Annotated in this window: 21 protein-coding genes; 10 read left to right on the top strand and 11 right to left on the bottom strand. The window is 62.5% G+C overall.

The features are described 5' to 3' along the window. Window positions 1-107 precede the first annotated feature (107 nt). Both ggt and ACF8RA_RS01125 read left to right on the top strand, forming a co-directional pair. Window positions 108-1,898 carry a gamma-glutamyltransferase gene (ggt, locus tag ACF8RA_RS01130; protein ID WP_392518691.1) on the top strand — a complete coding sequence of 597 codons (1,791 nt, stop codon included), beginning with the start codon at window positions 108-110 and terminating at the stop codon, window positions 1,896-1,898. A 44-nt stretch (window positions 1,899-1,942) separates the two neighbouring features. Beyond that, window positions 1,943-2,824, top strand: coding sequence for a LysR substrate-binding domain-containing protein (locus ACF8RA_RS01125; protein WP_392460912.1), 882 nt, complete (start codon window positions 1,943-1,945; stop codon window positions 2,822-2,824). 69 nt (window positions 2,825-2,893) lie between these two features. Here the strand turns inward: ACF8RA_RS01125 and ACF8RA_RS01120 are convergent, their stop codons facing one another. Continuing rightward, entirely contained in the window at window positions 2,894-3,946 is a 1,053-nt protein-coding gene (locus tag ACF8RA_RS01120; protein ID WP_209965481.1) for an ornithine cyclodeaminase, read from the bottom strand. 188 nt (window positions 3,947-4,134) lie between these two features. Between ACF8RA_RS01120 and ACF8RA_RS01115 the strand changes: the two genes are divergently transcribed. Then, window positions 4,135-4,557: an Lrp/AsnC family transcriptional regulator gene (locus ACF8RA_RS01115; RefSeq protein WP_010954389.1), complete on the top strand. Its 423-nt coding sequence runs from the start codon at window positions 4,135-4,137 to the stop codon at window positions 4,555-4,557. Window positions 4,558-4,636: 79 nt separating this feature from the next. Here ACF8RA_RS01115 and ACF8RA_RS01110 read toward each other — a convergent pair whose 3' ends face one another. After that, window positions 4,637-5,236 (bottom strand): START domain-containing protein, encoded by a 600-nt coding sequence (locus tag ACF8RA_RS01110; RefSeq protein WP_176683330.1) that lies wholly within the window; start codon window positions 5,234-5,236, stop codon window positions 4,637-4,639. 89 nt (window positions 5,237-5,325) lie between these two features. Further along, complete coding sequence (locus ACF8RA_RS01105; protein WP_003247865.1) at window positions 5,326-6,162, bottom strand: bifunctional allantoicase/(S)-ureidoglycine aminohydrolase; 837 nt, start codon at window positions 6,160-6,162, stop codon at window positions 5,326-5,328. A gap of 284 nt (window positions 6,163-6,446) precedes the next feature. Here ACF8RA_RS01105 and ACF8RA_RS01100 point away from each other — a divergent pair, with 284 nt between their 5' ends. Further along, complete coding sequence (locus ACF8RA_RS01100; protein ID WP_003247872.1) at window positions 6,447-7,130, top strand: TetR/AcrR family transcriptional regulator; 684 nt, start codon at window positions 6,447-6,449, stop codon at window positions 7,128-7,130. Between the two features lie 38 nt (window positions 7,131-7,168). On the opposite strand, the gene ACF8RA_RS01095 is transcribed toward ACF8RA_RS01100, so the two are convergent. Beyond that, window positions 7,169-8,176 carry a GlxA family transcriptional regulator gene (locus ACF8RA_RS01095; protein WP_103444295.1) on the bottom strand — a complete coding sequence of 336 codons (1,008 nt, stop codon included), beginning with the start codon at window positions 8,174-8,176 and terminating at the stop codon, window positions 7,169-7,171. Between the two features lie 161 nt (window positions 8,177-8,337). Between ACF8RA_RS01095 and ACF8RA_RS01090 the strand changes: the two genes are divergently transcribed. Together ACF8RA_RS01090 and ACF8RA_RS01085 are read left to right on the top strand one after the other, a co-directional pair. Further along, window positions 8,338-8,808, top strand: coding sequence for a hypothetical protein (locus ACF8RA_RS01090; RefSeq protein ID WP_012052122.1), 471 nt, complete (start codon window positions 8,338-8,340; stop codon window positions 8,806-8,808). Between the two features lie 103 nt (window positions 8,809-8,911). Beyond that, window positions 8,912-9,124 carry a PLDc N-terminal domain-containing protein gene (locus tag ACF8RA_RS01085; protein ID WP_392488342.1) on the top strand — a complete coding sequence of 71 codons (213 nt, stop codon included), beginning with the start codon at window positions 8,912-8,914 and terminating at the stop codon, window positions 9,122-9,124. Window positions 9,125-9,168: 44 nt separating this feature from the next. Here the strand turns inward: ACF8RA_RS01085 and ACF8RA_RS01080 are convergent, their stop codons facing one another. Beyond that, window positions 9,169-9,495 carry a hypothetical protein gene (locus ACF8RA_RS01080; protein WP_176683331.1) on the bottom strand — a complete coding sequence of 109 codons (327 nt, stop codon included), beginning with the start codon at window positions 9,493-9,495 and terminating at the stop codon, window positions 9,169-9,171. A gap of 345 nt (window positions 9,496-9,840) precedes the next feature. On the opposite strand from ACF8RA_RS01080, the gene ACF8RA_RS01075 reads away from it, so the two are divergent. Beyond that, window positions 9,841-10,263, top strand: coding sequence for a RidA family protein (locus ACF8RA_RS01075; protein WP_176683332.1), 423 nt, complete (start codon window positions 9,841-9,843; stop codon window positions 10,261-10,263). A gap of 151 nt (window positions 10,264-10,414) precedes the next feature. Next, window positions 10,415-11,287: a DMT family transporter gene (locus ACF8RA_RS01070; RefSeq protein ID WP_176683333.1), complete on the top strand. Its 873-nt coding sequence runs from the start codon at window positions 10,415-10,417 to the stop codon at window positions 11,285-11,287. Here ACF8RA_RS01070 and ACF8RA_RS01065 read toward each other — a convergent pair. The 5 genes from ACF8RA_RS01065 to ACF8RA_RS01045 all read right to left on the bottom strand — a co-directional run bounded on the left by ACF8RA_RS01065 (window position 11,284) and on the right by ACF8RA_RS01045 (window position 17,456). Beyond that, window positions 11,284-12,003, bottom strand: coding sequence for a TorF family putative porin (locus ACF8RA_RS01065; protein ID WP_176683334.1), 720 nt, complete (start codon window positions 12,001-12,003; stop codon window positions 11,284-11,286). The genes ACF8RA_RS01070 and ACF8RA_RS01065 overlap by 4 nt on opposite strands. 81 nt (window positions 12,004-12,084) lie before the next feature. Next, entirely contained in the window at window positions 12,085-12,336 is a 252-nt protein-coding gene (locus ACF8RA_RS01060; RefSeq protein WP_176683335.1) for a hypothetical protein, read from the bottom strand. 169 nt (window positions 12,337-12,505) lie between these two features. After that, window positions 12,506-13,462 carry a helix-turn-helix domain-containing protein gene (locus tag ACF8RA_RS01055; protein ID WP_176683336.1) on the bottom strand — a complete coding sequence of 319 codons (957 nt, stop codon included), beginning with the start codon at window positions 13,460-13,462 and terminating at the stop codon, window positions 12,506-12,508. Between the two features lie 150 nt (window positions 13,463-13,612). Beyond that, window positions 13,613-15,697 (bottom strand): hydantoinase/oxoprolinase family protein, encoded by a 2,085-nt coding sequence (locus tag ACF8RA_RS01050; RefSeq protein ID WP_176683337.1) that lies wholly within the window; start codon window positions 15,695-15,697, stop codon window positions 13,613-13,615. A gap of 13 nt (window positions 15,698-15,710) precedes the next feature. After that, on the bottom strand, window positions 15,711-17,456 hold the full coding sequence (locus ACF8RA_RS01045) for a hydantoinase B/oxoprolinase family protein (protein ID WP_064493382.1): 1,746 nt from the start codon (window positions 17,454-17,456) through the stop codon (window positions 15,711-15,713). Window positions 17,457-17,746: 290 nt separating this feature from the next. Here ACF8RA_RS01045 and ACF8RA_RS01040 point away from each other — a divergent pair, with 290 nt between their 5' ends. Continuing rightward, a complete protein-coding gene (locus ACF8RA_RS01040; RefSeq protein WP_392518690.1) occupies window positions 17,747-18,811 on the top strand; it encodes an RHS repeat-associated core domain-containing protein in 1,065 nt (354 codons plus the stop codon). A gap of 81 nt (window positions 18,812-18,892) precedes the next feature. Here ACF8RA_RS01040 and ACF8RA_RS01035 read toward each other — a convergent pair whose 3' ends face one another. After that, entirely contained in the window at window positions 18,893-19,747 is an 855-nt protein-coding gene (locus tag ACF8RA_RS01035) for a LysR family transcriptional regulator (RefSeq protein ID WP_392518689.1), read from the bottom strand. 92 nt (window positions 19,748-19,839) lie between these two features. Here ACF8RA_RS01035 and ACF8RA_RS01030 point away from each other — a divergent pair, with 92 nt between their 5' ends. Beyond that, window positions 19,840-20,268 carry a multidrug/biocide efflux PACE transporter gene (locus tag ACF8RA_RS01030; protein ID WP_392518688.1) on the top strand — a complete coding sequence of 143 codons (429 nt, stop codon included), beginning with the start codon at window positions 19,840-19,842 and terminating at the stop codon, window positions 20,266-20,268. The last annotated feature ends 156 nt before the right edge of the window (window positions 20,269-20,424 follow it).

Below are 20,424 nucleotides of genomic sequence, written 5' to 3'. Positions count from 1 at the left end.
TGCATTGGTCAGCGAATGGCTTGCCGGTAATTACACCAAGGCTTGAAGTCAAGACTGCGTATGACCGACAGTGCTTCGCTGAATAGGTGATGGCAGGATGCATGACGATGAAATATCCCACCCCGCTGATCGGCGCTCTGTGCCTGCTGGTTACCAGTAACTGGGCCGGTGCCGACCAGGTATTACCCGCACCACCGGAACTGGCCTCCGGCTACCGTAGCGGTTTGCAGCCGGTGCACGCCAGCCGGCACATGGTCGCCGCAGCCAACCCGCTGGCCAGTGAAGCGGGGCGGGCGATGCTGCGTGCCGGCGGCAGTGCGATTGACGCCGCCATTGCCATGCAAATGGTACTGACGCTGGTCGAGCCACAGTCCAGTGGGATCGGCGGCGGGGCGTTCATCCTGTACTGGGATGGCAAGCGCGTGCAGGCATTCGACGGGCGTGAGGCTGCACCTGCGGCGGTGACGGAAGCGCTGTTCCTGCATGCCGATGGCACCCCCATGCCGTTCCGGGCGGCCCAGATCGGTGGGCGTTCGGTGGGCGTGCCCGGGGTGCTGCGTGCCCTGAAACAGGCCCACGAGCAGCACGGCAAGTTGCCCTGGCACGCCCTGTTCGCCCCGGCCATCGCCTTGGCACGCAACGGCTTCGCGGTTTCCGAGCGCCTGCACACGCTAGTGGCCGGGGACCCCTACATTGCCCGCTCACCCGCAATGGCCCGTTACTTCCTGGATGAACAGGGCAGGCCGCTGGCAGTGGGTACGCTCCTGCGCAACCCTGAGTTGGCACAGACCTTGGAGCAGATCGCCGCACAGGGGCCCGAGGTGTTCTACAGCGGTGAAATTGCCGAAGCCATCGTCGCCAAGGTGCGTGGCCATGCCAATGCCGGGTATCTGTCGTTGCAGGACTTGCAGCGCTACCAGGCCAAGGAGCGCGAGCCGTTGTGCGGTCCCTACAAGGCCTGGCGGATCTGCGGCATGCCGCCGCCCTCATCGGGTGGGGTGACCGTCCTGCAGACCTTGGGCCTGCTCGAAGCCGTGCAGCGCACCGCGCCGCAACGCGACCTGGCAGCGTTGCGACCGCTGACTACCTCGTCTCCGGCCCGCCTGGAAGCCCCGCCGTTGGCCGTGCACCTGATCGCCGAGGCCGAGCGCCTGGCCTACGCCGACCGCGCTCAGTACCTGGCCGACAGCGACTACGTGCCGGTCCCGGTCAAGGCCCTGACCGATGCTGCTTACCTGGCCAGCCGCGCGGCGCTGATCGGCGAGCACAGCATGAAGCGCGCCCGCCCGGGCCGCCCGCAAGGAGCGGAGCTGGCGCTTGCGCCCGACCGCTCGCCACCGCGCATCTCCACCTCTCACCTCAGCGCGGTGGATGACAGCGGCCAGGCCCTGGCCATGACCACCTCGGTGGAGGCCGCATTTGGCTCGCACCTGATGGTCAAGGGCTTCCTGCTCAACAATCAGCTGACCGACTTCTCGTTCATCCCCCACGAGCACGGCAAGCCGGTGGCCAATCGGGTGCAGCCGGGCAAACGCCCGCTGTCGGCCATGGCGCCGACGTTGGTGTTCTCGCGTGCCACTGGCGAGTTTGTCGCGAGCCTCGGTTCGCCGGGCGGCTCGCAGATCATCGGTTACGTGAACAAGGCACTGGTCGGCCTGCTGGATTGGCAGCTCGACCCGCAGCAGGCAGCCGGCCTGCCCAACTTCGGCAGCCGCAATGCCGGCACTGAAGTGGAAGCAGGGCTGAGCAGCCCGGCGCTGATCCGCCAGTTGGCAGCGTGGGGGCATGAGGTGACACCGATGACCATGACCAGCGGCATGCAGATCATCCAGCGCAGCGGCGAGGGTTGGTCAGGCGGTGCCGATCCTCGGCGGGAAGGAGTGGCCCTCGGTGACTAGCCGTGATAGAACGCAGACTTGCCATTCAGTAGTTGAATACCCAGATGTCTATCAGCGTGAAATCGAATAGGGCCCTGTTCGACCTCGACCTGCTACGCGCCATTGTCGTGGTGGCCGACTGCGGCAGCTTCACCACCGCTGCCGCGCGGCTGCATTCGACCCAGTCGACGATCAGCCAGAAGGTGCGCCGCCTGGAAGACATGGTCGGCCACCGCCTGTTGGTGCGGGGCAACCGTGACGTGCTGCCGACCGACGCCGGGCAGACTTTGCTCGGCTATGCCCGGCACATGCTGGCCCTGAACGATCAGATGCTTGAAGCCCTGGCCGGGGCGATGGTGGGCACCACGGTACGGCTTGGCGTGCCCGAGGACTTCGTGGGCGGGCGTACCACCAATGCGCTGTCGGCATTCAGCCGGCTGCACCCACAAGTGAAGCTCGAAGTGACCAGTGGCTTGTGCCGTGACCTGAGCCAGGCCTACGACAATGGCGAGCTTGACCTGGTGCTGCTCAAGCAGCGGCGCAACAGCCGTGAGGGCGTGGCCTGCTGGCCAGAGCGTCTGCAGTGGATCGACAGTGCACACACGCCCGCCTTCGAGCTGGACCCGATCCCGTTGGTCACCTTTCCGCCACGCGGCCTGTACCGCGAGGACATGATCAGCGCCATCGAAGGCATGGGCCGGCGCTGGCGTATCAGCTTTACCAGCTCGAGCCTCAGTGGCATCCAGGCTGCGGTCGCCGATGGCATGGGTATCAGCCTGCTGCCGCCCAGGGCGGCCACCGGCGAGCACAGGGTGTTGGGGGCCGGGCAAGGGCTGCCGGAGGTCGACAGCTATGAGATCGTCATCGTGCACCGGCCGACGGCGGATGTGATGGTCAAGGCGTTGGCCGAGGTGATGACACAGTTGCTGGCGGGCGGTGGGATCTGACGATCTGGGGGCGATGCGCTTGCACATGACCCAAAGCCCACACACACTTTCGACCAACCCGATTCAATGTCAGGCAACCCGTCGGATGCGCCTTTTGCCAGCGCGGCCTCGGGTGTGGCTGAACAGGTCTTTCGGGTCGTCCTCAACCCACGGCACCAGGTCGATCTTGGTGCCCATCCCGCGTTTTTCGGCTTGCTGTAGTACGTACCGTAGTACGGTGTAGTCTTCCAGGGCGAAGCCCACCGAATCGAATACAGTGACCTGGCTGTCGCTTTGACGGCCTTCGGTTTCACCGCGCAGCACGCGCCACAGGTCGACCACCGGGAAGTCCGTCGGCAGTTGCTGGATCTCACCTTCGATACGGGTTTGCGGCTCGTACTCGACGAACACTCGGGCGTTGCGCAGTACATCAGCGTGCAGCTCGGTCTTGCCTGGGCAGTCACCCCCCACGGCGTTCAGGTGCATACCGGGCTCCAGCATGTCGGGGGTAATGATGGTGGCGTAGGCCTTGTCGGCCGTCACCGTGGTGATGATGTCCACGCCTTTCACTGCCTCGGCTACCGAGCTGGCCCGGCGGATGGTCAAGCCGCTGTATTCCTTGAGGTTGGCGATAAGCTTGGCGGTGGCCAGCGGGTCGGTGTCGTAGGCGACGACTTCTTCGATGCCCAGGTGCGTGTGGAAGGCCAGGGCCTGGAATTCGCTTTGTGCGCCGTTGCCGATCAGCGCCATCTTGCGCGCGTTCGGGCGGGCCAGTGCCTGGGCAGCCATCAGAGAAGTCGCTGCGGTGCGCAGGGCGGTGGCGATGGTCAGTTCGGACAGCAGCACCGGGTAACCGGTGTCGACATCGGCCAGCACACCGAAGGCCATCACCGTATGCAGGTCGCGTGCAGTGTTGGCCGGGTGGCCGTTGACGTATTTGAAGGCATAGCGGCTTTTGTCGGCGACCGGCATCAGTTCGATCACGCCCACTTCCGAGTGGCTGGCAACGCGCGCGGACTTGTCAAACGCCTGCCAGCGTTTGAAATCGTCCCGCAGGGCAGCGGCAAGCTCGCCAATAAACGGCGCTACGCCAATGTCATGCACCAAGTCCGACATGGTTGGAACATCAATGAAATACGTCATGCTCTTGCACCTTGTTGTTGTGCGCTTGCCCCAGCAACGCGGGGTAAGCGCTTGAGATTATCGAAGTGAAGCCGCATGAACATTTTGATTACAGACTGCGTCAATCGGAAGCATGCAGGTTGTCAGTTTCGTCAGGCTTCTGGACAATTTGCTAACCCAATGTAGCAATCTGATTATTTGGCAGGCTTATGGACACGATCGATCGGGAACTGATTGCACTGTTGCGGGACAACGCGCGTACCCCTGTGCTGACCCTGGCGAAGAAGCTGAAGGTGGCCAGGGCAACGGTGCATAACCGCATCACCCGGCTCGAAGAGCAGGGTGTGATCATCGGTTACACGGTACGTTTGCGCTCCGATGCGCTGGACCAGGGCGTGCGGGCAATCACCAGCATCGGCATCAGCGGCCACCATGCCGCAGAGGTCAAGCACGCGCTGCGCGGGCATCCCAATGTGGTGGCCATCCACACCACCAATGGCCGCTGGGACCTGATGGCAGAGCTGCGCGCCGACACCCTCGAGGCGTTCGACCGGGCGCTGAACGCCATCCGCTCGATCCCGCATATCGAGAATACCGAGACCAGCATCCTGCTTTCGACTTACAAGATGTGACCGCTGAGCCAGGCCTTGGCAGGTGTATTGCGCAAAATACACCTGCCAACCTGCTGTGGGACTGCGCCGTGGCGGCACTTCAAGGTTGGCGCTCAGCCACCGCCCGCAACGTACGCAGCGTGACCACCGCTGTATCCACCATGAACCGGTTGGCCAGCCAACTCGGCACATCCCCGGCAGGGGCGGCCTGCAACTGGTAGGTCACCTCGGTCACCCGTTCACCCAGCGGCTTCATCCGCCACTTGCCACTCAGGTGCCGTACCCGGATCAGTCCGTCAACCTTGGGGATCCTGTCGGGCTCGGCGCTCAGGTGACGCACCAGGGTACCGTCGGCCAGGCGTTCGCTGGTCACTTTCAGCACGATGTCCCGCGGCCTCGTCGGCCATGGTGGGTTGGTGGTCAGGTACACCCAGGTGCTGTCACCTTCCACATCCAGCAGTCGCATCTGGTCACAGGCATACAGCCACTTGCAGGCTACGCGCAGGTTATCCTGCAGGCCAGTGAGCGTGCGCACGCTGGCTTTCATGGTACTGACACCACGAAACTGCTGGTAGGGCGTGGCGCTTGGGTCCTTCAGGTACACGCGAATGCCTTCGCGGTCGTAGGCCAGGTCCCAGCCATCGGTGGCCAGGGCAGAGGTGCACAGCAGCAAGGTCGCGATCAGCAGGCAGCGGTTCATGGCCGTACCCTGCAGGGGTGGGTGTTTTCAGTATGCGCGGCAAACAGAAAGCCCGCCAGGTTGGCGGGCTTGCGGGCGTCAGCCTGGGCTTAGCGCTTAGGGTTCAGCGTCAGGTGTACGTGACGGTTCACGTCCTTGTACAGCAGGTAGCTGAAGTTGCCAGGTCCGCCGGCGTAGCAGGCCTGCGGGCAGAAGGCGCGCAGCCACATGAAGTCGCCGGCTTCCACTTCGACCCAGTCCTGGTTCAGGCGGTACACCGCCTTGCCTTCCAGCACGTACAGGCCGTGCTCCATCACGTGGGTTTCTGCGAACGGAATCACACCGCCCGGCTGGAAGGTGACGATGTTCACGTGCATGTCGTGGCGCATGTCGGCCATGTCGACAAAGCGGGTGGTTTTCCAGCGGCCTTCGGTGCCCGGCATCTCGATGACGGTGGCGTTGTCGCGGTGGGTGACGAAGGACTCCGGTACATCCAGGCCTTCAACCTTCTGGTAGTGCTTGCGCAGCCAGTGGAAGGTGACGTTGGACTTGCTGTTGTTGCGCAGGCTCCACTCGGCGCCCGGGGCCAGGAAGGCGTAGCCGCCAGGTACCAGGGTGTGGTGTTTGCCTTCGACGGTGATGTCCAGTTCGCCTTCGACGATGAACACCACGGCTTCCGCATCAGCGTCCAGCTCAGGGCGCTCGCTGCCGCCTTCCGGGGCCAGTTCGACGATGTACTGGGAGAACGTTTCGGCAAAACCGGTCAGCGGGCGCGCGATGACCCACATGCGCATCTTGTCCCAAAAGGGCAGGTGGCTGGTGACGATGTCACGCATCACGCCTTTAGGGATGACGGCATAGGCTTCGGTGAACATGGCACGGTCAGTCAGCAGCTCGGTTTGAGCCGGGTGCCCACCGTGTGGGGCGAAGTACGAATGGTTCGACATGGACGATCTCGACTTGTTGTTCTCTCCCCATGCCTTGAACCGCACCGGCCGGTGCGGCGCAGGGGATGTGGTCACAGGATAGGGTCGAGCATGTGCTATCCACAAATTAAATGTTGGAATACTCAGTATTTGATTGCTGAATGCCGACCTGACGCCCAGCGTGCGGCTCGGGCAGCTGGCTGCCGCGGCCATGCATCATGCTTACCCGACCAACAGCGTGCTTCCCTGCATGGCCGCGCTAACGGATAATCCCCCGCATTCCAATAAACAGCCTGTGAGTGGGTATGAGTGATTCCGTAGTCGGCCTCGGCCAGCCTGAAACCGAAGGGGTGCGCAAAACGCGCAAGAACAACCCTGAGAAAACGCGCGAGGACATCCTCCAGGCCGCCATCAACGAGTTCGTTCAGCAAGGGCTGGCCGGTGCCCGCGTCGACGCCATCGCCGAACGCACCGCCACTTCCAAGCGCATGATCTACTACTACTTCGGCAGCAAGGAGCAGTTGTATTGCGAGTGCCTGGTGAAGTTGTACGGGGATATACGCAAGACCGAGCAGAGCCTGGACCTGGAGTCGTTGCCGGCTGAGCAGGCGATCCGCCGGCTGGTGGAGTTTACTTTCGATCACCACGACCGCAACGTCGACTTCGTGCGCATCATCTGCACCGAAAACATCCACTATGGCGAGTACGTCAAGCAGTCGCCGGCCATTCGCGAAATGAGCAGCCTGGTGTTGGAGGCCTTGGGCAACACCCTGCGTCGCGGCGTGCAGGAAGGCGTATTCCGCGCCGGCATCGAGGTTATCGACCTGCACATGCTGATGAGCTCGTTCTGCTTCTACCGGGTGTCGAACCGCCATACCTTTGGCGAGATCTTCCAGATCGACCTGTCTGATGAGCAGGTAAAGCTGCGCCACAAAGCCATGATCTGTGATGCGGTGTTGCGGTATATCCAGCTCGAACCTCGTACCTGAGATTGCTCGAGCGCCTGGGCTGACTCAAAGAGCCTCGGTCACTCGCCCAGCCGTTGCTCGCGCGACGGCGGGTAGCCGAAATACGCCGCATAGCATTTGCTGAAGTGCGACACCGAGACAAACCCGCAGGCCACTGCCACTTCCATCACCGACAGGTCGGAATACTGCAGCAGCCGGCGGCTCTTGGTGATGCGCAGCTCCATGTAATAGCGCCGGGGCGACGTGCCCAACTGGGCCTGGAACAGGCGGTCGATCTGCCGCCGCGAGCGCCCGCTATAGGCGGCCAACTGGTCGAGGCTGAGGGTTTCCTCCAGGTTATTTTCCATCAGCTCGACAATGGTGCGCAGGTGCAGGCTCATGGACTTCTTCGCCCCTGGACCCACCTGGCGGTAGCGCGCTCCGGAAAATGACAGGATTTCCTCGACCCCTTCGGCCAGGCCATCACCGTACAGCCGGCGCACCAGGCCCAGCATCAGCTCCATGGCGCCATTGGGGCTGGCGGCGCTGAGGCGGTCACGGTCGAGGGTGAAGCTGGCCGGGGTGATGCGGGTTTGCGGGCTGCGTTCGGACAGGCTGGCGCGTTGCTCGGGGTGGATGCTGCAACCGTAGTCGTCCAGCACCCCGGCGCGGCCAAGGAACCAGGCGCCGTTCCACAAGCCGCCCAAGGCCATGCCGTGGGCCGCGCAATCGTCCAGCAGGCGATCGAGTTCCGGGTACTTCAGGGGGGTGCGCAAGCCGCCACAGACCACCAACAGGTCCAGCTCCTTCAGCGCCGCGGCGGACAGCTCGGTGGCCACCAGTTCCAGCCCCAGGTCGCTGAGCACCCGGTCGCCGTCCAGCGACAGCGGGGTGAACTGGAAGCTGTCGGCACGTAGCAGGTTGGCCGTGACCAGCACGTCCATGGCCACAGTGAAGCTGGCCATCGAGAAGTGTTCGAGCAGGATAAAGTCGACCCGATAGGGCGCCTGGACATTGGCGCTGCTGGTTTTGAGCCGTAGCATGTTGCTGGTGCTGGTCTTTTTGCTGAACTGGCGTGGCGTGGGCACTCTGGACTCCGCTTCCTGGCTGGCCCGCAGAGTGTGGACGGTGCCCGGAGGAAAGACAATCTCCCTGGTGGCTGTGTCGTATTACAGGTCGTGTTCAGGCAAACCAGCCTGTCCTGATGCTTTACCGCTATGCTGACCTCCCGTCATTGAGGATGCCCCTGATGAGATATGCCGCTGTCGTGTTGCTTAGCCTATTGCCGTTGCTGGCCAACGCCCTGGAGCAGGGCGACAAGCTCGCCCCGTTCACGCTGCTCGACCAGTACGACCAGGCCTACAGCCTTGCTGCCGACACGCAGATTCTGCTGGTGGCGCGCGATATGGACGGTGCCAAGCTGGTCAAGGCGGCACTGGCCGAGCAGCCCAAGGGCTACCTGGAAGCACGCGCCGCTGTATTCGTGGCCGACATTCAGCGCATGCCTGCGCTGATCAGCAAACTGTTCGCGGTCCCGGCCATGCGCGATTACAGCTACCGGGTGCTGCTCGACCGTGATGGGCGAGTGGCCAGCCGTTACCCCGGGCAGGAGGGCCAGGTGCAGTGGTTGCAACTGCAGCAGGGTGTGCTGGTCAGCCAACGGGCGTTCACCGATGCAGCGGCGTTGAAGGCTGCACTGGAGAATGCACCACGGCAATGAGGCCCTATCGCCGCGCCTGCAAAGAGGCGCGGTGAGTCAAATCAATCTGAACCCTCAGCGCTTGCAGCAACCCAACCCAATACATGCCATTGGGAGAGCGCTCATGGAAATCGGTACGATCTGGATCATCATCGCGGCCTTGGTCATCCTGCTGGAGATCTGGGTCATCTGGCACATCATCGGCAGTGAACGGCGCGCTGAGCGCAAGATGCTGTGGATCGTCTTCGTGGTCTACGCGCCATTCCCCGGTTTGCTGTTCTGGGCCTGGCGCGGGCCGCGAGCGGTGAAGGGCAGGGCGGTGTTGCAGGAAAAATGACGGTTTGCGGCCTCGGGTGCGGGGGCGCCTGAGGCCGTCGAGGTTCATTTGGGCAGGATGTTGAAACGCATGGCAGGGCCCAGCCCGTCCACCATCAGGCAGCCGTAGAACTTCACGGTAGAGAGTACGCGCAATTCCTTGAGCGCGTCATGGATGTAGTCGCGGACCAGCTTTTCAGCTTCCCGCTTGCGGTCAGCGAGTGTAGGGCCTTTGAGCGTGAGCACGCCAAGCAGTGTGGTTTCAATGTGCTCGACGGTGTCCAGGCCGAGCTTTTCCCGTAGGTGCAGACGCGCCTGTGCCGCATCGGTTTCGTCGTCTGGAGCGTTGTGCGGCTTGATGGTATAGGCCAGCTGAAAATCAAATTTGCTCATGGGTTTTTCCTTGTTGGTTAAAGGCCTCCATGCCGGGCTTTGCAATCTTGGCTCTGTACGAAAAGCCTTGATACTTGTTCATGGTGCGTTGAAAACAGCCTCGGAATGCTCATGTACTCCAGTACAGTCGGGCGCGACCCCGGCCGTTCCTCGGCTGTTTTCGCCTTGCCTGACCTGCATCTCAAGACTTTTCGTACAGAGCCTACGGCCTTACAGCCTCCGCGCAAACACACGCGTGGTTCTGACATGACGATGCTTTGTACGAATTCTCCTACTTTATGCTTGACCTCGAGTTAACTTGAGGTCCGATACTCCGACGCTCTTCCAACCGAGCGAGGGCTTGTCGTGACCCCATCAAGCGCATTCCAGCTAAGCAACCCCGAAGGCCTCTACGACCCCAGTGGCAACGCCTACTCCCATGTCGCCGAAGTGCGCGCTGACAGCCGTCTGCTGTTCATCGCCGGTCAGGGTGGGGAGGATAGCCAGGGCCAGTTGTCACCCTTGTTCGCCGAACAGGCCCGTCAGGCGTTGGCCAACCTGGAACTGGCCCTGGCGTCGAAAGGTGCCAGCCTGGCCCAGGTGTTCAAGCTGACCCTGCTGGTTGTCGAGCACTCCGAAGCGCGCCTGCAGCAATGGGTGGCCGAGGCCGACAGGGCCTGGGGGCGGCACATGAAACCGACCTGCACGCTGATACCGGTGCCCCGGCTGGCGCTGGATGGCATGCTGGTGGAAGTCGAAGCCGTAGCCGCCGTCTTGCTCAAAACCTGAAAAGCCGGCGCGGCGGCCCGCAGGCGCGGGTTTACCCGCGAACACCGGCGTAGCCGGTGCCATCCTGCACGGTGGATTCTTCCTTGTATATCGGTGCCGGTCCTGACTAAATGCCGCTATAACAACAATCCCGCTCAGAGGTGACCACACCATGAGTACAGGCACGACAACGCTTACTGACCGCAAGACCAGCGCCTGGCTTTGGCCTGCCCTTTTCAGTCTGGTGGCGTTTGCCGCCAACTCGGTGTTCTGCCGGCTTGCGTTGAAAGACGGGGCTATCGACCCGGTATCCTTCACCGTGGTACGCCTGGCCAGTGGTGCGCTGTTTCTGTGGGTGCTGATTCGCCTGCGCAAACCGGTGCAAACCATGGGCGGCAGTTGGTGGGGCGGCCTGGCCCTGTTCCTGTACGCGTTCCTGTTTTCTGCGGCGTACCTGCAACTGGGCGCAGGTGCAGGGGCGTTGTTGCTGTTCGGTGCTGTACAGATCACCATGTTCGGTTTTGCCTGGTACAGGGGCGAATACATCACGGTACGCATGCTTCTGGGCATGCTGATCGCCTTTGCCGGCCTGCTGGTGCTGCTGTTGCCCGGTGCTTCGGCGCCGCCCTTGGCCAGTGCCTTGCTGATGGCCCTGTCCGGCGTGGCCTGGGGGGTGTATACGCTACTGGGCAAAGGCTCGCCCAGGCCGCTGGCCGACACTGCCGGCAATTTTGCCCGCAGCCTGCCTTGCCTGGTGCTGCTGCTACCGATGCTGTTGCTGGGCGCCGGCCCGCACCTCACGCCGCTTGGCTTGTTGTATGCCTTGGGCTCCGGTGTGCTGGCTTCTGGCGCAGGCTATGCCGTGTGGTATGGCGTGGTCAGGCAGGTCAGTGCACAACAGGCGGCGACCCTGCAGCTGAGTGTGCCGGTGATTGCCGCACTGGGCGGGGTTGCCCTGATCGGCGAGCCGCTGTCGTTGCGCTTGTTGATCGCCTGTGCGGTGGTGTTGGGCGGCATTGCCCTGGCGCTGGCACCACGCCGTTAAAAGAAGTTGCGCTGGGCCTTGAGGGTGACCACGCTGTCGCAATAGGTGTTGATACCTGAGTACGCATCGCAGCCGTCACCACTCAAACTCGAATTGCTGTAGATCAGGTTCAGGTCGATGCCCAGCCAGGGCCGCGACAATTCCAGTGACCAATCGGAAAAGGTATTTACCTGGCTGCCATCACCAATGGTGAACGGCGTGCCCAGGCGGTGGTGGGCGAGTTTGACGGTGAAGTCGACGTCGAACATCGGCAGATGGCCGAAGTCGGCGAACAGCGTGCCCGTGCGGTTGTCGGGGTTGTCGCGCAGCGCCCCGCCGAAGCGGCTGCCCAGCACCGAAATACCCCCATACAGGGCGTAGCTGTCGGGGCCTGCGATATTTGGCTGACTGTAATGGATCAACCCTACCTCGTAGCCCAGGCTGCTGTCGAAATGGTGCTTGTAGCCCAGGTAACTGTCCAGGCGCAGGGTCGAGTTGTGGGTGACGCCCATGCTGGGGGCGTACTGGCCCAGATACCAGCCATTGGGGTGGCTAAGGTCGAGCCCACCATGGAATGCGCCGACGGCGCTGGGTGAGATAAGCCCTTGCGCCATGCTGCGCGAGGGAGTGGTACCGAGTGTAAAGTCGAAATCACCCAGTTGGCGTTTCATCTGCTGGGCTAGCGATACGGAGCTGAAAAGCAGCGCAGCACTCAGCAACAGAAGGGGCCTGATCATGGTCTCCGTCCTGGAAGGCTTGCGGTTGAGCGGTAGAGGATACCTGCGCAAGTGGAGGGAGGGAACCGCCGGCTAGCCCGTTCAGCCTTTGGTCGAAGGTTCAGCGTCGGCAGCTTCGGTCACGACAGGCAGGTTACCGGCACGCAGGATCACCCGCCGTTGCTGCTCGTAATTGTCCAGCGACAGGCCGCGGCGCTGTAAGGCTTCCAGTTGCAACTGGCGGGTTTCCTCGGCGGTGTACGGGCGCAGTTCAGGGTGGCTGGCACAGCCGCTGATCACGGCGATGGCGAAAACGACAAGGATGGCGGCAAGCTGGCGGGCCAGGGCATTCATCGGTTAGCTCCAGGGCAATCTAGTAGGCAGCGAGGGGATGGAGCTAGGTTATGCGGCCACAGCGTTCGGTAGAAATTGCCCTGCTCGATAGTGACTATCGACGGTTCCGAGGAAGCCCACCTACATCGCATCCTGGACGCACAGGGCCCATCCACTTTCCGTTGCTTTATCAGTGCGTACGCGTAGCCCGCACTTCGCTTGCCGTGCACCCATACTGCTGGCGAAACGCCCGGGTGAACTGCGCCTGGTCGGCAAAACCCCAGCGAAATGCCAATTCGCCGATGGCCGAGTGGCAATGCGGGTCGCGCAGTTGCCGGTGCACGGCCTCCAGGCGTTGACGGCGTACCCACTCGCCAAGGGTGTAGGGCGTGATCGCGAACAGCTTGTGAAGGTAACGCAGCGACAGCCCACAGGCGCTGGCGATGGTTTGTGGCGACAGCTCGGGGTCACCCAGGTTTTGCTGCACGTACTGCTCGACCCGCGTCAGGTGCAGGGTGCTGAGGTTGCTGCCTTCGCTGCCCAGCACGCGCTCATCCTGTTGCAAGGCCAGCACCAGGGTGGCAGATGCCTGTTCAAGCAGTAGATGCCGGGCTGCCGGGGGGCTGGTGTCGAAATGGCGGGCACACAGGTCGAGTTGCTCGACGAAGATGCGCCCCAGGCCCTGACGGGCATCGAAGCAATGCCGGGTATAGCGCTTGTGTCCCAGCAGGTTGGCTTTGAGCGCACGCTCAGGCAGCTTGAGCACCCACAAGTCGTTCTGCGTGCCGTAGTGGAAGCGGTAGGGTGCATCGCCGCGCTCGACGATGAAACCGCCCGGGCTGCAACTGATCTGGTGGCCGTCCTGTTCGAAGTGCACCTCGCTGCGATGCGGCACGGTCACCAGGTAGAACGCTTCATGGTCCTGGCCGATGTGCGCTTTGCTGCGCGAGTAACCCAGCTGGCTGGAGCGCAGGCGCGACAGGCTGAGCGGTGTGCTCGGCGTACTCCAGCGCTGCAGGTGGCCATCGAACGGCTGTCCGGCAGCAAATTCAAGGCTCAGCGGAAAATAGGTGTCACTGATGGCTTCGGCCCAGCGTACCTGGCGCTCTGGCTGTGGCCAGCCGTGGGTCGAGAGTTCTGTGGGCATGGGGTGGGTCCTTTTTCAAAGAGGGCAGCATTGAAAAAAGGAACTGCAGGCAAGCTACTCAAGCAGCTCTTGTTATTGTACGAACCGCCCGGCAGCGCAAAACTGCCGGGCGGTTATCTGGCCCATGATCGGCGCGCGCCGACCGCAAGATCAACCCCCGCGTGTCACCCGGTAGGTGGCCGAAGGCTCCAGGCGCGCCTGCCAGCCGGGTGGCAGGACAATATTGGTGGTGTCTTCCTCGATCACGCAGGGGCCATGCACGGTCTGCCCAGGCAACAGGTGGTTGCCGTTGAACACCGGTGTGGGCTGCGATTCACCGTCGGCACTGAACAGCATCGGGCGGACGGATTGCGCGCTGGGGGCGGGGGGTTCGGCCGGCCCCTGCAGCTCGGGTTGCGGCGGGCGTGGCAGGTGGCCGATCACCGAGCATTCCAGGTTCACCAGTTCCACCGGGCTGGCGGGTTCGCTGTACGAGTACAGGGTCTGGTGGCGGCTGTGGAAGCGGCTGATCAGCGCGGCCAGCCCTGCCTCGTCCAGGCTGTGCTGCTGCAGGTCCACACTGCACTCATGAATCTGCCCCAGGTAGCGCATCTCCAGGGTGTAGTGGCAGCTGCTGGCCTGGTCGCCAAAGCCGTCTACGCGCAGGTTGGCCAGGCCTTGCTGACGCAGTTCGGCGAGGGCCTGGTTGAGTTGCGCCAGGTCGACGTGCCCGGCGTCCAGGCGCATCGACAGGCTGGTGAGCTGGTCGTAGCGCACGTCGGACAGGATCTGGCCGAACGCACACAAGCCCGAGGCCACCTTGGGGATCAGCACGGTGTGCATGCCGATTTCTTCGGCCAGGCGCACCACGTGCATGCCCGCCGCACCGCCTGCGCCGATCAAGGCGAAGTCACGCGGGTCGTGACCGCGCTCGATCGATACGCGGCGGATGCCGTTGACCATGTTCAGGTTGACCAGGGTGGTGATGCCGAATGCCGCGCGTTCCACACTGATGCCCAACGGTTCGGCGACCTTGCTCCGGATGGCGTCCAGCGCGGCCTGGCGGTTCAGGCGGATACTGCCGCCCAGCAGTGCGCCGTCGGGCAGGTAGCCAAGAGCCAGGTTGGCGTCGGTGACCGTGGGTTCGCGGCCACCCTTGCCGTAGCACACCGGCCCAGGCATGGCGCCGGCGCTGCGCGGTCCGACCTGGAGCATGCCAAACTCGTCCAGATGGGCGATGGAGCCACCGCCGGCACCCAGGGTCTCCACCTGGATCATCGGCACGCCGATGCGCTGGCGCAGGAAGTCCACGTCCTTGCTGAAGTTGGTGCGTCCGGCATTGGTCAGGGTGATGTCGAACGAGGTGCCGCCCATGTCCACGGTAATGACGTTGTCGATTCCGAACGGCCTCGCGACCGCCAGCCCGGCTTGTGGCGCTGAGGCCGGACCAGAGTTGATCGCGTTGACGGCGCGCTCACGCATCAGGTGCCCGGGCGCCAGCCCGCCATTGGACTGGAAGTAGCGTACCGGCTGCTGTGCGCCAAGCTCCTGGAACAGGCTGTCGATACGCGCCACGTAACGTGCCATTACCGGGCTGAGGTAGGCGTTGACCACCGTGGTGGAGGTGCGGGTGTACTCGCGGATCTGCGGGAACACCTCGCAGCCGGTGCAGACGAACACCTCGGGCAGGGCAGCCCGTACCAGTTCGGCGGCCCGCTGTTCGTGGCTGGGGTTGCGCACCGACCACAGGAAGGAAATGGCCACGGCCTGCACGCCTTCGGCACGGAAGTAGTCGATGGCGGCATGGATGGCGGCTTCGTCCAGCGGGCTGTGCTCACGACCATCGCCAAGGATTCGGCCACCGATCGGGCGGCGCAGGTGGCGTGGGGCAAGCATGTGTGCCGGCGGGTAGTGGGCGTCGTAGCGGTGGCCTTCTTCTTTGTGGCCCAGGCGGATTTCCAGGCTGTCCTCGTGCCCCTCGGTGCACAGCAGGCCCACTTTGACCCCGGTGCGCTCGATCAGCGCGTTGAGGGCCACGGTGGTGCCGTTGATGCACAGGTCACAGTTGGCGATCAGTTCGGCCGGGCTGCGCCCGGTGGCGTCGGCGATCTGTGCCAGGCCGGCGCGAATGGCCAGGGTGCCGTCCTGCGGCGTGGAGGGGGCCTTGAACAGTTGCACGCCGCCGTCGCGATCGGCCAGGATGAAATCGGTGAAAGTGCCGCCGGCGTCTACGCCCAGGCGATATTGGTTACGCATGCGTGTTCTCCGGTTAGCGCGGGGCGCGGGCAAGGCGGGTGGCTGTTTCGTCCAGTTGGCCATCGGCATCGAGGACCACGCCATATTCCAGGGCTGCGCCTTGTGGCGAGACCAGGCCGTTGCGCACGTCCTCCAGTACTGCTGCGACCCGACGGCGCAGCGGGTCGCCGTAGCCACCACCCCCTGGGTTGATGTTGATGATGCGTTCGCCGGGCTGCAGGGTGAGCATGGGGTTCTGTGTGTAGTGGTCTTCGCGGCCATCGGCGTGGCGATGGATCAGCCGGCCCAGTTTGGGCTCGAGCAGGGCATTGCGAGCCCCGGCGGCACCGGCGGTGGGCAACTGGCGGCCCTCGCCGAAGCCAACCACGGTCATGGCGTGGCCCAGCGGCTCGATCTCCAGGCGGGTGCCCGAACCCCCGCGCAACTCACCGGCGCCACCACTGTCGGCCATCAGGCTGTAGCGGTGGATCAGCACCGGATACGCGTGTTCGAGCAGCTCGATGTCACCGCTCATCAGCGCCCCGAAGCAGCACAGCGGGCCGCAGGCGTGCCAGCCATCCATCACCTTGTTGGCACCGGCTCCGGAAATGATCGAGGCCAGCACCATCGTCACGTACTCGCTATTGCCGTTGCGCGGGTCGCGGCCGGCAATGTTGATGCCGCTGGTATGCCCCCAGGAGGCCGTTACCCGCTGTGGCGAGGCCTGTTCCAGCGCAGTGCGCACGGCATCGGCGAGGGTTTCCATCGGCGTAGTGGTGCAATTGACGTGGGGCGCGGGTTCCTCGGCATTGCACAGCGTGCCCCTGGGGCCGACATCGACCGTCACGCAGCGATACAGGCCTTCGTTGTAAGGCGGCGCCACCTGGGCGAACATCATCAGCCCCAGGTACACTCCGGATACGGAGTTGCCCTCATAGGAATTGATGAAGTACGGCACCTGCGGCGGGCTCTCGATGCGTACATGGGCCTGGTCGCCACGGATCTGCACATGGGCGGTGATGGCCAGTTCACCCAGGCCGTGGCCGGCATCTTCGAGCACGGCGGTGCCGCTGTAGTCTCCATCCGGCACATCGCGCAACAGCGCCCGCATGTGTCGGTCGGCCATGTTCTTCAGTTCGGCGATGCAGGCACGCACCTGTGCCACGCCGTATTTGTCGAGCAGCTCCAGCAAGTGCCGCTCGCCGACCTTGCAGGCGCCATACTGGGCATTGAGGTCACCTTCCTGATAAGGGCGGGCGCGCATGTTGGTGAGCATGAAGTTGATCACGTCCTCACGACGCTTGCCCTTTTCCCACAGCTTGACCGGTGGAATGCGCAGGCCCTCGGCATAGATCTCCTTGGCATCGGGGTTGTAGCCCGCCGGCACCGGGCCGCCGATGTCGGTCAGGTGGCCCTTGCATACGGTCCAGAACACCAGCTCGCCTTGGTAATACACCGGTTTGTACATGCAGCAGTCGAGAATATGGCTGCCCTTGTAGGCGGGGTCGTTGTGGTAGATCACGTCGCCTTCGGCGATGTCGTCGCCGAAGAACTCGGCCACGCATTTCATGGCCGGGATCAGCGAGCCCAGGTGGATGGGAATGTCCTGGCCCTGCAGGATCATTTCCGGCAAGTGGTCGAACAGCGAGTTGGAATAGTCGTGGGCCAGGTTGAACACACTGGAGCGCCCGGTCTTTTCCAGGGTCAGGGTCATTTCGCGTTGCGCTGTCTCCAGCGCACCCCGGACAACCGCAAGGGTGATCGGATCTACTGTCTGCATAGGTCACCAACGTTTGTTCTTGTGCTTTGGGTGCGTGCCGCGGCGGGGCGGCGTGTGGTGACAGGCTACGGGGCAGGGCGGGGGGAAGGCTTGTCGCTCGGTGTACTGATTGTTGTGTCTGGGCGCACTCTTGGGGTTGAGCTGCAAACCTGGGCGTAAAGCAGCCCCGGCTATCGTGCAGGAAAATTGATCTTGAGCCGTTTCGACACGGCAGTGACCTATCATTTTTAGCAGTTGCTCAATCTGCTTCAGTGCGTAAACCTTCGAAATGAACAGACCGGAGCCAGAACATGACCAACTCGATGAACACAATGCGCTTTTTCATGCAGCACGAAAGGGTTCATGTCGCGTTGTCCGACAGTATTGCTGTGGTGTACCTGAGAGCTCAATCATGTGCTCTGGCAGAAACTAGGCTAACGAAAAAAACAACCCAGTCAGCGTTACTGGCTGCGGACTTAGGGGACTCAGTGGTACGAGTGAACACTCAGGCGCAGACAGAGTCGGTTACCTACAATGTGTATGGCTTACACAGCCACGGTGAGATTCCTCCGCAGCGTCCTGCATTCAATGGGCACTTGCTGGTGAGTCACCTGTATTTACTCGGTAATGGCTACCGTGCCTATAATTCTGTCTTGATGCGCTTTCAGAGTCCAGACAGCCTAAGTCCCTTTACTGTGGGTGGTTTGAACTGTTACGCCTACTGTACGGGTGATCCGATCAATTACGCTGATCCCAGTGGGCATGGCCCCATATTGAGGTCGCCCAGCCCCACGGGGAGAATGTCGCCTGGCTGGAGTGCCGCTGGTGGGAATCGGAGAAGGCTGTCGTCAGCGAGCGAAGAAAGCATAGTGCTTGAGGTACTGAATAGCCAACCTGGCTGGAGTGCCGCTGGTGGAAAGCGGAGAAGACTGTCGTCAGCGAGCGAAGAAAGAATAGTGCAGGAGGCACTGAATAGCCAACCGGGTTGGACTACCCCTGGCTCCCCCGTACAAAGCGGCCAGGCATCAAACTCTGCTCAAGGTCTGCAGGTGGCTGGTGCAAGTTCTGCTGTTTCACGGGGCGCGCAATCAGCGGTGCCAGCAGTAGGCGTACTGGGAGATCCGAGTGAATACCGACGTCTGCCTATGGATGCCGGTGATGTTGCCATACTCGAAGAATATAACTCTGCAGCAATTAGGTGCATCTCGGGTTTTGATGTTGATACATCTAGAGAAGTGCGCGCCATTGCAATAGATGTTTTGGCTAACGGCGGGAATTTGTATAGTACTCTTATGAATAGCCCATGGTTCCTCAGTCGCAAGGAGGCCCAAAATGTCCGGCGTGGTTTAATGAAAGTCCTTGAAAATCGGAAATGAAGATGAAGGCTGGCCGTCAAAATTAAACTATCTTGTTTGTTGGGGAGGAATTATACCTTCGGCAAAGCGGCTGCGACACAACTATTGTCCCAACATCTGTCGCACCAGCCATTGCCCGGCCGGTCCCAATGCACGCCGACTCGACCAGGCCACATCCATATCCACCCGCCTGGGGTAACCCGCTATCTGCAACTCCACCAGCTCGTTGCCAAACCGTTTTACCAGCGCCCTGGGCAGTTCGGCCCAGCCAAACCCGCGTACGGCGAACTCCAGCAGGGTAAGGTAATCCGGTGCCGACCACGCTTGGCCACGGCCATGGTGCAGGCTGGGGGCATAGGTCTTGATATACAGCTGTCGTGCGTTCTCCAGATGCTGTGCCTGTACTTGCGGCAGGCTTGCCAGCGGATGCTCGCTGGCGACATACACGCCGAACTCTGCCTGCTCCGGCAAACGCGCCACGGCCACGTCGGCGGGGTAGCCGGGCTGCGTGGCAAGGATGCCGACATGGGCCAGGCCCTGCTGGATCATCTCGATTACATCAGCGTCCTCCGCCGGGCCGCAGCGTAGCTCGGTATGGGGGTAGTGCTGGGCGAAACGAGTCATCACCGCCCCCTGGAACGTTACGCTGTAGCTGTCCGACATCACCACAGATACCAGCGCCTCGACATTTTGCGCCAGTCGCACTGCCAGCGCATCGAGCTGGGCGCTGGCATCGAGAATCGCCTCGACATGGCTCAGCACCTGCCTGCCCGCCTCATTGAGCGTGGGGTGGCGGCCACTGCGATCAAACAGCGGGCAGCCGATGTCGGCCTCGAAATTGGCGATGGCGATGCTGACGGTGGACTGGCTTTTGTGCAGCTTGCGCGCCGCCGCAGAAAACGAACCTAGCGATGCGGCTTCGGTAAAGGCGACGAGAGCTTCGGGAGAGTAACGCATGGTATTGATAAAACCGATGGTTGCTATATCGCGAGTATCAGTTCTATCGAAGAGAATGGGAAGCACGACTCACGCAATGGATGGAATTTGCAATGAAAAACGTGTCTTTCACCGAACGTCTGGTCCACGCCGTTGGCTATGAAGTTTTCGCGGTACTGCTGTGTGCGCCGCTACTGTCCTGGGTCATGGGCAAGTCGCTGGCAACGGCGGGCGCGCTGGCGGTGACCCTGTCGGTAATCGCCATGCTGTGGAACATGGTCTACAACGCACTGGTCGATCGCTGGGTGCAAACCGAACGCATCAACTGGAAGGCCAGTACGCGTTTCGTGCACGGTCTTGGCTTCGAAGCCGGCCTGGTGGTGTGGTGCCTGCCGGTGGCGGCTTGGATGCTGGAGATTTCGCTGCTGCAGGCGTTCATGGTGGAGCTGGGCTTCTTCGTGATCATCCTGCCCTACACCGTGGTGTACAACTGGGCGTTCGACAAAGCCCGGCACCTGCTGGTGCAGCGGCGCTTGGCATGATTCTGTCACCCGACGCGGTTCACTGATCGGGGGTGGTCACAGGTCGGTGGTTGGGCACAGGCCGTCGTAGGAGCGGGTTCACCCGCGAAAGGGCCGGCCCTGCTGGCCAATTTCCACCCGCCGTTCACCGTCGCTGCCGCCACCGTATTCGCGGGT

Origin of the sequence: Pseudomonas sp. FYR_5 (assembly GCF_043106315.1) — a bacterium.
Classification (GTDB): Bacteria; Pseudomonadota; Gammaproteobacteria; order Pseudomonadales; family Pseudomonadaceae; genus Aquipseudomonas; species Aquipseudomonas putida_Y.
The sequence above is the reverse complement of the archived record's forward strand: the minus strand, read 5'-3'. Positions and strand labels throughout refer to the sequence as shown.